The sequence below is a fragment of the Cellulomonas sp. C5510 genome (assembly GCF_019797765.1).
GTDB lineage: Bacteria > Actinomycetota > Actinomycetes > Actinomycetales > Cellulomonadaceae > Cellulomonas.
Window position 1 is genome coordinate 104332 of sequence record NZ_CP081862.1, and the last position, 12762, is coordinate 117093.

General features: G+C 77.7%; 6 protein-coding genes. 4 read left to right on the forward strand and 2 right to left on the reverse strand.

Annotated features, from left to right (window positions below; translation table 11 throughout):
- Positions 1-294: 294 nt before the first annotated feature.
- On the reverse strand, positions 295-4743 hold the full coding sequence (hrpA, locus tag K5O09_RS00475; protein WP_222170963.1) for an ATP-dependent RNA helicase HrpA: 4449 nt from the start codon (positions 4741-4743) through the stop codon (positions 295-297).
- A 261-nt stretch (positions 4744-5004) separates the two neighbouring features.
- Between hrpA and K5O09_RS00480 the strand changes: the two genes are divergently transcribed.
- The 4 genes from K5O09_RS00480 (at position 5005) to K5O09_RS00495 (ending at position 12205) form a co-directional block, all read left to right on the forward strand.
- Positions 5005-7173, forward strand: coding sequence for an ATP-binding cassette domain-containing protein (locus K5O09_RS00480; RefSeq protein ID WP_222170964.1), 2169 nt, complete (start codon positions 5005-5007; stop codon positions 7171-7173).
- A gap of 187 nt (positions 7174-7360) precedes the next feature.
- Positions 7361-7711, forward strand: a complete 351-nt coding sequence (locus K5O09_RS00485; protein ID WP_255595931.1) for an STAS domain-containing protein — start codon at positions 7361-7363, stop codon at positions 7709-7711.
- Between the two features lie 103 nt (positions 7712-7814).
- A complete protein-coding gene (locus K5O09_RS00490; protein WP_222170965.1) occupies positions 7815-9002 on the forward strand; it encodes an exonuclease SbcCD subunit D in 1188 nt (395 codons plus the stop codon).
- Entirely contained in the window at positions 9002-12205 is a 3204-nt protein-coding gene (locus K5O09_RS00495; protein WP_222170966.1) for an AAA family ATPase, read from the forward strand. Before K5O09_RS00490 ends, K5O09_RS00495 begins: the two co-directional genes overlap by 1 nt.
- A 71-nt stretch (positions 12206-12276) precedes the next feature.
- Here K5O09_RS00495 and K5O09_RS00500 read toward each other — a convergent pair whose 3' ends face one another.
- On the reverse strand, positions 12277-12714 hold the full coding sequence (locus K5O09_RS00500; protein WP_222170967.1) for a hypothetical protein: 438 nt from the start codon (positions 12712-12714) through the stop codon (positions 12277-12279).
- Positions 12715-12762 lie beyond the last annotated feature (48 nt).

Below are 12762 nucleotides of genomic sequence, written 5' to 3' on the forward strand. Positions count from 1 at the left end.
GACGCGCCCGCCGCGAGGATTCACCAAGCCGACGGGTACGCGCGATCGAGCCAGCTGCACCGGGAACCGGAGGTCGGAGTCGTTGCTGACGACGACGGCCGCGTCGACGGCTCCCGTGAGCGGACGAGTGTCGGTGCCGCGCCAGGAGTCGCGCCCTTCACGGCCAGGGGTCGCTGGCGGACACCCGTGACGTACTTGCCGTACTCGATGTGGTCGACGCTGCCCGACGCCAGGAGGGCCTGAGCGGCCTCCCGTCGGGTGGTGGTCCTCCCACACGGAGTGCGTTCGACAGGCTCAGCCCAGCGCCGCGAGGGCCTTCCGGATCCGCTTCTCGCTCACCGGCACCGGCGTGCCGAGCTGCTGCGCGAACAGGCTGACCCGCAGCTCCTCGACCAGCCACCGGGCGTCGTCCAGCGCCGCGAGGGCTGCGGGCACCGGGGTCCGGGAGGTCACGCGGGCGCGGGTCTGGCCGAGCAGCTGCTCGAGGTCGCGCACCTGCCAGGCGAGCTGCTCGTCGCGCGCGGGGTTGGCGCCCGCCTTGTCGAGCCGGTGGGCGGCGGCGCGCAGGTAGCGGGTGAGGTGCGGCAGCCGGTCGGCGCCGGTCTCGGCGACGAACCCGTCGTGCACGAGCGCCTCGGCCTGGGCCTGCACGTCCCGGACCGTGCCGAGCAGGGCGAGCGACCGGGTGCCCCGGACCGCCGCGTCGAGGTCCCGTGCCGCGCCGAGCACGGCGACGACGTCCCCGACGACGCGGTGGGTGGCGTCCTCCAGACGGTCCCGGACGACCGCGCGGGCCTCGGCGTACGCCGCCGCGGTGCGGACGGACGTCGCGGGCCGGCCGGCGAGGTGCTCGGTGAGCAGGCGGTCGACCGCCGCGAGCTGCACGTCGGAGACGAGGGCCTCGGTGCTCGGGTACGGGCTGGCGGCGAGCGCGAGCGCCTGCGCGCCGGTCCACCGGCTGGTGATCCGGGCGGTCGCGAGGCCGACGTCGCGCAGCAGCAGGCGGCGCAGCCCGGCGCGGTGCCGCAGCGCCTGCTCGCCGGCGTCGGCGAGCACCTCGACGCGGACGGTGGCCGCCGGGCCGCGGCCGTGCTCGACGAGCGCCGGGTAGCCGCGGACGGTGAGGCCGCTGGGGTCGGTGGTCTCGACGCGCTCGGGCAGCTCGCCGCCGGGCAGGCCGTCGGGCCAGGTGGACAGGTCCCCGGCGTCGAACCCGGGCAGCGCGGCGGGGGCGGGGCGTCCGGCGGGGGCGGCGCCGGGTACGGGTGCGGCCGGCCGGGGCGCCGTCCGCTCCCCACGGCCCCGGTCGCCGTCGCCGCGTGCCGCGTCGGCCATCGCGTCGCGCACCGCCGACCGCACCGCCGTGCTGACGGCGTCCTGCGTCCGGGCCGCGAGCCGGCGCTGCAGCACCGCGAGGTCCTTGCCCTCGTCGACGACCCGCCCCCGGTCGTCGACCACGCGGAACGTCATGCGCAGGTGCGGCGGCAGCCGGTCCTCGTCGACGGCGTCCTCGGGCACCTCGACGTCCCGCAGCGCCCGGACGGCCTGCCGGAACGTCGCGCGGAACGACGGCGCGGCGTCCCCGGCGCGGACCGTGTCCGCCCAGGACGCGGTGTGCGCGTCGAACCACGCGACGACGTCCCGCGCCACGTCCGGTGCGGGGACCAGCTGGACGCGCACCGGCTTGGGCAGCGCGCGGATCGTGGCGGTCACGAGCTCCTCGCGCAGGCCGGGCACCATCCAGTCGAACCCGTCGGGCTGCACGCGCGCGAGGGCCACGAGCGGCACGTGGACGGTCACGCCGTCCGCGTCGGTGCCCGGCTGGAACTGGTAGGTCAGCGGCAGCTCCAGGTCGCCCTGCGGCCACGTCGACGGGAACGCCCCCTCGATGCCGGCGTCGGCGGCGTCCTCGGTGACCAGCAGCTCGCGCGTGAACGTCAGCAGGTCGGGGTCCTGCCGGCGGGCGCCCTTCCACCACTGGTCGAAGTGGCGCGCGGACACCACGTCGTCGGGGATCCGCTCGTCGTAGAAGTCGAACAGCGCGTCGTCGTCCACCACGAGCCCGCGCCGCCGGGACCGCGCCTCCAGGTCCTCCGCCTCGTCGAGCAGGCGGCGGTTCTCCGCGAAGAACGCGTGGTGCGTCGTCCAGTCGCCCTCGACGAGGGCGTGCCGGATGAACAGCTCGCGCGCGTGCTCGGCGTCCACCTTCCCGAACAGCACCCGCCGACCCGTGACGATCGGGACGCCGTAGAGCATGACGCGCTCCAGGGCCATGGCGGCGCCCTGCTTGGAGGACCACGACGGCTCCGAGTACGACCGCTTCACCAGGTGCCCGGCGAGCTCCTCGGCCCACTCGGGCTGGATCCGCGCGGCGTCCCGCCCCCACAGCCGGGAGGTCTCGACGAGCTCGCCGGCCATCACCCACGCCGGCGGCTTCTTGGCGAGCGCCGAGCCCGGGAAGATCGCGAACCGCGCACCCCGCGCGCCGAGGTACTCGTTGCGCCCGCGCCGGTCGGGTGCGCGCCCGCCGTCCCGGCCCCGGCCGCGCTGCGGGGCGCCGCCCGACAGGTCGGACGCCTCCTGCATCCCGATCTGCGACAGCAGGCCCGACAGCAGCGCCACGTGGATGCGGTCCGCGTCCCACTCGAGCCGCAGCGAGCCGCGCGCGGCCGTCGCCGGGTCCTCGTGGTCGGCCGAGCCGGCGGACAGGTCGCGGTCGGTGCGGCGCGGGGGGTTCACGGTGATGCCGAGCGGCTTCGCGAGCTCCTTGAGCTGCGTCACCACGTCCTGCCACTCGCGCAGCCGCAGCCAGTTGAGGTACTCCGACCGGCACAGCCGCCGGAACGCCGAGCCCGACAGGTCGCGCTGCGCGTCGCGGACGTACTGCCACAGATTGAGGTAGGTGAGGAAGTCCGAGGTCGGGTCGGCGAAGCGGGCGTGCGCCTGGTCGGCCTGGGCGCGCTGCTCGACGGGGCGCTCGCGCGGGTCCTGGATCGACAGCGCGGCGGCCACGACCATCACCTCGCGCGCGACACCCCGGCGGCCGCCCTCGACGATCATCCGCGCCAGCCGCGGGTCCATCGGGAGCTGGGCGAGCGCCCGCCCGGTGTCCGTGAGGCGGGTGCCCGACGGCCCGGCCTCGAGCGCGCCGAGCTCGGTGAGCAGCTGCACGCCGTCGCGGACGGCCCGCACGTCCGGCGGGTCGACGAACGGGAACGACGCCACGTCGTCCGGCCCCGCGGCGACGCCGACCGCGATCATCTGGAGGATCACGGACGCCAGGGACGTCCGCAGGATCTCCGGCTCGGTGAACCGCGGGCGGGAGGCGTAGTCCTCCTCGGAGTACAGCCGGATCGCGATGCCGTCGGCGACGCGCCCGCAGCGCCCGGACCGCTGGTTCGCGGACGCCTGCGAGATCGGCTCGATCGGCAGCCGCTGCACCTTCGTGGCCTTGGAGTACCGCGAGATGCGGGCGGTCCCCGGGTCGACGACGTAGCGGATGCCGGGCACCGTCAACGACGTCTCGGCGACGTTGGTGGCGAGCACGACGCGGCGGGTGCCGTGCGCCTGGAACACGCGGTGCTGCTCGGCGGCGGACAGCCGGCCGTACAGCGGCAGCAGCTCGACCGCGTCGGGGCGCCGCGCGTCCTGCACCCGTGGGCCCAGGTGCCCCCGCAGCGCCTCCTCGGCGTCGCGGATCTCCCGCTCGCCGGACAGGAACACCAGCACGTCGCCGGGCCCCTCGGCGGCGAGCTCGTCGACGGCCTCGCAGATCGCCGTCATGAGGTCGCGGTCCTCGTCCCTGGCGGCGTCCTTCGCCGCCGGCGCGGTACGCCGGGCCGGGGCGTCGTCCGGGTCGTCGGTGGGCCGGTCGGGGGACAGCGGCCGGTACCGGACCTCCACGGGGTAGGTGCGCCCGGTGACCTCGACGACCGGAGCGGGTGCGCCCTCGGGGTGCTCCGGCGTCGCCGGTCCGGCGAAGTGGGCCGCGAACCGCGCCGAGTCGATGGTCGCGGAGGTGATGACCACCTTGAGGTCCGGGCGTCGCGGCAGCAGCTGCGCGAGGTACCCGAGGACGAAGTCGATGTTCAACGAGCGCTCGTGCGCCTCGTCGATGATGAGCGTGTCGTACTGGCGCAGCTCCGGGTCCCGCTGGATCTGCGCGAGCAGGATGCCGTCCGTCATCACCTTGACGAGCGTCCGGTCCGACGACTCGTCGGTGAACCGCACCTGGTAGCCGACCAGCTCGCCGATGGTCGTCCCCAGCTCGTCGGCGATGCGCTCCGCGACCGTGCGGGCGGCGATCCGCCGGGGCTGCGTGTGCCCGATCTGCCCGTCCCGGCCGCGCCCGAGCTCCAGCGCGATCTTCGGGAGCTGCGTGGTCTTCCCGGATCCGGTCTCGCCCGCGACGATGACGACCTGGTGGTCCCGGATCGCGGCGGCGATCTCCGCGCGGCGGGCCGAGACGGGGAGCTGCTCCGGGTAGGTGACCGGCGGCAGGACGGCCGCGCGGCGGGCGTCGGCCAGGGCGGCGAGGCGGCGTCCGCGGCCCGCACCGCCCCGGCGCCCGTGCGCGCCGGCGCCGCGGGGCCCGCCCGTCGGCTGCCCCTGGTCGGGGCCCCCGGGCGCGCCGGCCGCTGCGGGTGCCCCGGCTGCCGGGCGGCTCCCGCCGCGTCCCCGCCCGGGTCGCCGACCGCGCCGCCGGGGGGCGGGTGCGGGGGAGGCGGGGTCGGCGTCAGTCACGGCGCACCATTGTCACCGCTCGCGGCGGCCGGGCGCGATCCGATTCGCGCAGGGCGATCGGCGGGCGCGGGGCCGCAAAAGGCCTCGACGCCTCGTGCCGGCGCGCCTACCGTCGTCGCCATGTGGATCTGAGCGGCCCCGAGTCCCGTCCCTCGACTCGCGTCGGCCCGCGCCCGTCCGCGCGGCCGCGCCGCTGGTGGTGATCCCGTGCCGGTACCCGGCAGCCCTGTTCCCGCGTCTCCCGCGTCGTCCCGCACGCCCGTGCTGCGTGCCGTCGGCGTCTCCCGCGTGCTCGGCGACCGCCGCGTCCTCACGGACGTGAGCCTCTCCGTGGACCCCGGCCACCGTCTGGCCGTCGTCGGCGAGAACGGCGCCGGCAAGTCCACCCTGCTGCGGCTGCTCGCCGGCGTGGACCGCCCTGACGGCGGCACCGTCTCACGGCCCGCTGACCTGGCGTACCTGCACCAGGAGCCGCCGTTCGGGCCGGGGGCGACCGTCCACGACGTGCTCGAGGACGCGCTCGCGGTGGTGCGCGCGCTCGCGGCCGACCTGGAGCGGACGGCGGCGGCGCTCGCCGACCCCGGTGCCGGACCGGCGGCGGAGACGGCGTACGACCTGGCCCTCGCCCGGGCGCAGGCCGCCGACGTCTGGGACGCCGACGCCCGGGCCCAGCGCGTGCTCGCGGGCCTCGGGCTCGGCGGTGTCGACCCGGACCGGCCCAGCGGCACCTTGTCCGGCGGCGAGCGGAGCCGGCTGGCGCTCGCGGCGGTGCTGGTCCGACGCCCGGGCGCCGTGCTGCTGGACGAGCCGACGAACCACCTGGACGACGCGGCGGCCGAGTTCCTCGCGGCGGCCCTGGTGGAGCTGCCCGGCGCCGTGGTGCTCGCGAGCCACGACCGGGTGTTCCTCGACGAGGTGGGCACCGAGGTGCTCGACCTCGACCCGGTGCCCGGGGGTCCGCGGGTCGTCGGCGGGCGGTTCTCGGACTACCGGGAGGCGCAGCGGGTGGCCCGCCGGCAGTGGCAGGAGCGCTGGGAGGCCGAGCGCGAGGAGGTCGCGGCGCTGCGCGCGTCCCTCGCCGGCGACGGGTCGGCCCGCGCGGTCGCGCCCGGCCGCGCGATGGCGGACCGGAACAAGATGGCCTACGGGCGCTACGGGGACCGGGTCGCGCACCAGGTGTCGCGCCGGGTGCGGGACGCGCGCCGCCGGCTGGACGAGATCGAGGCGGCGCCGGTGCGACGACCGCCGCGCGGGCTCGCGTTCCGGGGGACGCTCACGGCTGCGGCCCGTCAGGACGGGACGGTGCTGGCGGTGCGGGGCGCGCAGGTGCCCGGTCGGCTGTCCGTCCCGGCGCTCGACGTGCACCGGGACACCGCGCTGCTCGTCACCGGTCCGAACGGCTCCGGCAAGTCGACGCTGCTGCACCTGCTCGCGGGCGACCTGGTGCCGGCGCGGGGCTCGGTGCACCGCGCCCGGGGGGCTCGGGTGGCGCTGCTCGAGCAGGACGTGGGCCTCGCGGACGACCCGCGCACGCCCCGGGAGGTGTACGGCCTGGTGACGGGCGGCGTCGCCGGCGCGGTGCCGCTCGTCGAGCTCGGGCTGGTGGCGCCCCGGGACGCGGACCGGCCCTTGCGCGAGCTGTCCGTGGGCCAGCGGCGGCGGGTCGTCCTCGCGCTGCTCGTCGCGCAGGCACCCGACGTGCTGCTGCTCGACGAGCCGACCAACCACATCTCCCTGGCGCTCGCGGACGAGCTGGCCGAGGCGCTGCGGTGCGCCCCGGGGGCGGTGGTCGTGGCGTCGCACGACCGGTGGCTGCGCCGCACGTGGCACGGGACGACCGCGCGCGTCGAGGACGGCGGGCTCGTGTCGGAGGGCGCTCGTAGGGTGGCGGGCATGACGCAGAGCGACTCCCCGGCCGGCGACGGCGCGGCCGCGGCGGCCCCCGTGACGGAGGGCGAGCGCCGCGCGGCGCAGGCGCTCGCCGATGCCGGCATCCCGCACACGCTCGTGCGGCACGGGCGTGTCGGGTCGCTGGCCGAGGCGGCCGCGGCGCGCGGCGTCGAGCCGGCGGCGATCGTCAAGACGCTCGTCGTCCGCCGCGGCGACGACGACTTCCTGTTCGTCCTCGTGCCCGGCGACCGGTCGATCTCCTGGCCGAAGCTCCGGTCGCTGCTCGGCACCAGCCGGATGTCGATGCCGGACGCGGCGACCGCCCGCGACGTGACCGGGTACGAGCGCGGCACGATCACGCCGTTCGGGTCCCTGCGGGCGTGGCCCGTGGTCGCGGACGCGCGGGTGGCCGGCCGCACGGTCTCGATCGGCGGCGGGGGCCACGGCGTGGGCGCGACGCTCGCCGGCGACGACCTCGTGCGGGTGCTCGGCGCGACCGTGGCGGACGTCACGGATCCCGCGCCGGAGGACCGCGGCTGAGCGGTGCCCGAGGGCCCGGGTCAAGCCCGGGTCAAACCCTCCCCTGCGGAGGGGAACTTTCCGGGCCGGTGCGCGCGTTCCCCTGGACGAGGCCCGACGAGGAGGCCGGGGCGGGCGCCAGCGGGTGCGCGACCGGCTGCACCGGTGAATGATCTCCGCGGCCCCGACGACGAGAAGACGAGGACAGATGGACCTGACCGAGGATCCCACCGGCCCCATGGGCGGCATCGGGGTGACCACCGCGCACGGGCGCACGGTGGTCCGGCTGTGGGGAGAGGTCGACGGCGCCCTGCGCGCGGAGGCCAGCGCGTCGATGGCGCAGGCGCTGGCGAGCACCGCTCCCATCGTCGTCGACGCCTCCGGGGTGACGTTCATCGACTCGTCCGGTCTGGCGTTCGTGCTGCAGCTCCACCTGGCCGCCTCCGAGACGGGTCAGCGGCTCACGCTGCGCGACCCGGGGCGCGAGGTGCTGGAGAAGCTGGAGCTGCTCGGGATGTCGGGTGAGCTCGAGATCGAGGACCAGCCCGCCGTCGCCTGACGTGGAGGGCGGCGACTCCTCCACATCCCCCCGCCACGCCGTCCCTCCACAGGGGACGGGGTGGGTGGCGACCGGTGTGGGTGCCCGCGGCTACGTTCGACGCATGCGCCTGCTCCACACCTCCGACTGGCACCTCGGGCGGACCCTGCACGGGGTCGACCTGACGGCGCACCAGCAGGTGTTCCTCGACCACCTGGTCGAGGTGGTCCGGGACGAGCAGGTCGACGCCGTGCTCGTGGCGGGTGACGTGTACGACCGCGCGATCCCCCCGGTCGAGTCGGTCGCCCAGCTCTCCGCGGCGCTCGCGCGGCTCGCCGAGCACGCGGTCGTCGTGCTGACCCCGGGCAACCACGACTCCGCCGTCCGCCTGGGCTTCGGGTCCGACCTGCTGACCGATCGCGTCCGCGTGGTGGCGCGCGCCGACCAGGTCGGGCGGCCCGTCGTGCTGCCGTCCCCGGACGGCGACGTGCTCGTGTACGGCCTGCCGTACCTCGACCCCGACGCCGCCCGCCACACGCTCGCGCCCGGGGAGGAGCCGCTCCCGCGGTCGCACGCTGCGGTGCTCGGCGCCGCGATGGACCGCGTGCGCGCCGACCTGGCCGCGCGGACCGCCGACGCCCTGGCCGCGGGCCGCCCGACGCCGCGCTCGGTGGTGCTGGCGCACGCCTTCGTCGTCGGGGGCGCCGCCAGCGAGTCCGAGCGGGACATCCGCGTCGGGGGCGTCGACCACGCGCCCACGGCGGTGTTCGGCGGCGTCGACTACGTCGCGCTCGGGCACCTGCACGGCCCGCAGCGGGTCGGGGACGCAGCCGCCCGGACGGTGCTGCGGTACGCCGGCTCGCCGCTGGCGTACTCGTTCTCGGAGGCGCGCCACACCAAGTCGACCGCGCTGGTGGACCTCACGCCCGAGGGGCCGGTCCAGGTGCGCCTGGTCCCGGCACCGGTGCCGCGCCGGCTCGCGGACGTCACGGGCACGCTGGCGGAGCTGCTCGGCGAGGCGGGCGAGCCGCACGTGGACGACTGGGTGCGCGTCACGGTCACGGACGAGCTCCGACCGGCCGACCTCTACGCCCGCGTGCGCGGCCGGTTCCCGCACGCGCTCGTCGTGCAGCACCGCCCGCCCGCCCGCGCCACGGCCGGACGGACGAGTGAGGTGACCGCCGCCCGCGACCCGCTCGAGGTGGCCGCCGAGTTCGTGGCGCACGTGACCGGCGCCCCGCCGACGGGCGCCGAGGCGGCCGTGCTGCGGCGCGCCTACGAGGACGCGGCCGCGGCGGAGCGGAGCGCCTGATGCGGCTGCACACCCTCACGCTGCAGGCCGTCGGACCGTTCGCCGGGCGGCACACGGTCGACTTCGCCGCCCTGTCCGCCGGGGGGCTGTTCCTGCTGGAGGGCCCCACGGGCGCGGGCAAGTCGACCGTCATCGACGCCGTGGTGTTCGCGCTGTACGGCAAGGTCGCGTCCGCGGCCGCGAGCGAGGACCGGCTGCGCTCCGCGTTCGCGGGGGAGGACGTCGAGACGGTCGTCGACCTGGTCCTCGAGACCGGGGCGGGCGTCTACCGCGTGCGGCGCACCCCCGCGTACGACCGGCCGAAGCGCCGGGGCTCCGGCACCGTGCGCCAGCAGGCGACGGTCAAGCTCTGGCGGCTGACCGCGGTACCGGCCTCGGGGGAGCCGGACGACGCGGACGGCGAGCTCCTGTCGACCCGGCTGGACGAGGCCGGGGCCGAGCTCACGCGGGTGGTCGGGCTCGACCGCGCGCAGTTCGTCCAGACCATGGTGCTGCCGCAGGGTGAGTTCGCGGCGTTCCTGCGGGCCGACCCCGAGCAGCGCCGCGGCCTCCTGCAGCGGATCTTCGGCACCGAGGTCTACGACCGGCTGCAGCAGCGCCTCCAGGAGCTCGGGCGGGAGGCGTCCCGGGCCGTCGCCGAGGCCCGCGGCCGGGTCCAGGAGTGCGCCGCCCGGTTCGCCGGCGCCTCCGGCGCGGACGACGACGGGGTCGCCGAGCTGCGCGACGCGGCCACGGAGGACCCGTCCACGGTCGCCGCGCTGGTGGAGGAGCGCCTGGGCGTGCTCCGCGCCGAGGCCGCTGCCGCGGAGGAGTCCGCCCGGGCCGCCGCGCGGCGGGCCGCGACCGTCCGGGCGGCCACCGACGAGGCCGGCCGGCGGCTGCGGCTCGTCCGGCGCCGCACCTCCCTGGTGGTCGAGCGCGAGCGGCTCGCCGCCGCGGCCGATCAGCACGCGGCGGACCTCCGGCGGCTCGACCGGGCACGCCGGGCGGCGGTCGTGCGCCCGGCGCTGCGCGGCCTCGACGAGGCCCGGGCGGCGTCCGCCGGTGCCGAGAAGGAGCTGCGCGCCGCCCTCGACGCCGCGCCGGGAGGGCTGGCGCCCGCGGACACCGACGCCGCCCTGGCCGACGCCACGCTGCCGGACTCCCTCGCCGCGGAGCGTGACGCCGGGGCCGCCCTCGTCGCGACCCTGCGGCGGGTCGTCGCGCTCGAGGACGGGCTGCCCGCCCGCCGCCGGGAGCTCGACCGCCTGCGCGACCGCCAGACGGCACGGGCGCGTGCCATCGCCGACGCGGACGAGGTGCTCGCCGCCCGCCCGACGGAGCGGCAGGCGCTGCTCGCCGAGCTCGACGACGCGACCGGCCTCGCCGCGACCGAGCCCGCGCGCGCCCGCGACGTCGCGGACGCCGAGGCGCTGCTCGCCGCCGTGCGTGACCTGCGCGCGGCCGAGGGGGAGCTCGCGGAGGCGACCCGGCAGCGCGCGGGCGCCGCCGCCGTGGCCGGGGTCGCGGTCCAGGAGGAGGCGCGCCTGCGGACCGCCCGGCTCGAGGGCTTCGCCGGCGAGCTCGCCGCCGGGCTCACGGACGGCGAGCCGTGCCCGGTGTGCGGCGCGGCGGAGCACCCCCGACCCGCGCCGCTCGGCGCGGACCACGTGCGCGAGGAGGACGTCGCCGCCGCGGAGGAGCGCCGCCGGGCCGCGGAGGCGGACGTGCGGGAGCGCGACGCGGCCGTCGTCGCGCTGACCGAGCGCTGCGCGGCGCTGCGGGAGCGGGTCGGCGCCACGACCTCCCGACGGGACGACACCGAGCCGGAGAGCGCCGTGCAGGACAGCGCCGTGCGGGACGACGCCGCGCGGGACGGGGTCGCTCAGGGTGGGTCGGTGCGGGACGTCGCGGCGCTGCAGCGGCACGCGGAGGACGAGGTCGGGCACCGCCGGACCCTCCTCGCGGAGGCGCGCGCCGCCGCCGGGACGCGCGACCGGCTCCGGGACGCCGTGGCCGACCACGACCGTGTCACCGAGGAGCTGCGCGCGGGCCGGTCCCGCCTCGCCGACGAGCTGGCGGAGGCGGCGCACGCGCTGACGCGGGCGCAGGAGGAGCTCGACCGGGACGCCGCCGAGGTCGCCGAGGCCCGTGCCGGCCACTCGACGGTCGTCGCACGGCAGGGCGCGGAGCAGGCACGGGTCGACGCCGCGGACGCCGTGCGCGACGCCCTGGCCCGGCACGCCCAGGCCGGCCGGGTCGCCGCGGACCGCGAGGCGGAGCTGCGCCTGCTGCTCGTCGAGCACGGGTTCGCGGCCGGGGCCGAGGAGGACGCCGGCACGACCGCGGAGGACGCGGCCCGCGCCGCCGTCGCGGCGTCGGGGGACGTGGCCGCCGTCGAGCGGGCGGTCGAGGCGCACCGCACGGCCGTCGCCCTCGTCGAGGAGGGACTGCGTGACCCCGAGCTCGCCGACCTCGGCGACGAGGGGCCCGACGCCCTCGCGATCCGGCTCGCGGAGCTCGAGTCCGCCCTCGCCGAGGCCACCGCGACGGCCGACGCCGCCGGTGCCGCCCACGGCTCGGTCCGCGACCGCCTCGGCCGCGCGGCCGACGCGGCGCGGCACGTCGTCGAGGGCGTCTCGGGCCTGTCGGCCGCCGAGCGCGACGCCGGCCCCGTGCTGCGGATGGCCCGCCTCGCGGGCGGCACCGACGCCGACAACGCCGCCGCGCTGTCGCTCGCCACGTACGTGCTGGTCCGCCGGTTCGAGGACGTCGTCGCCGCCGCCAACGAGCGGCTCCGCGAGATGTCCGACGGGCGCTACGAGCTCGAGCGGTCGGACGAGCGCGAGGACGTGCGCAGCCGGCGCACCGGGCTCGCGATGCGGGTGCTCGACCACACCACGGGGTCGGCCCGTGACCCGCGGACGCTGTCCGGTGGCGAGACGTTCTACGTGTCGCTGTGCCTCGCGCTGGGGATGGCCGACGTCGTCATGGCGGAAGCCGGCGGGGTCGAGCTCGGCACCCTGTTCATCGACGAGGGCTTCGGCACCCTCGACCCGCACACGCTCGACGCCGTCCTCGCCGAGCTCGGCAGGCTGCGTGCCGGCGGCCGGGTCGTCGGCGTCGTGTCGCACGTGGAGACCCTCAAGCAGGCGGTGGCCGAGCGGATCGAGGTGCGCCGCCGACCCGACGGGTCGAGCACGCTCACGGTCGTCGCGGGCTGAGCCGGCCCGGGACGCCGTCGGAGCCCGGGGTGGCGCCCGGGGGTGCACGGCCCTGCTGCACGGGTCGTCGGTCACCACGTCCAGCCGCGCGCCGCGAGCTCGACCTCCTCGCGCATCCGCTCCCACGGGTCGCCCTTCGCGCGCGGGAACACCTCGACGCCCGCCAGGCGGCACGCGTCCGCCAGCAGCGCGTCGTACGCGAGCTGGCTCGCGATGATCCGCTCCGCACGCGCCCAGGCGTGCGGATCGGCCTCCAGCTGCTGCAGGTGCTGCGTCACGATCCCGAGCCTCAGCTGCACGTGCAGCGCGTCGAACGGGTCGGGCGGGGGCACGGAGCGCCCGTGCCGGACCCGCGCGGCGACGCGGTCGAGCTGACCGGCGACGCCCGCCCGCAGGCGCGCCTGCACCGCCCGCCGCCGGGGGGACGGCTCACCGCCGGGCACGAGCGCGAGCACGACGACGAACGCCAGCGACGGCGCGAGCAACCAGAACAGCAGGGACCACGGCATCGGAGCACCCCGCCCACCAGCCTAGGCGCCAGCTGTGACGTGCGCCAC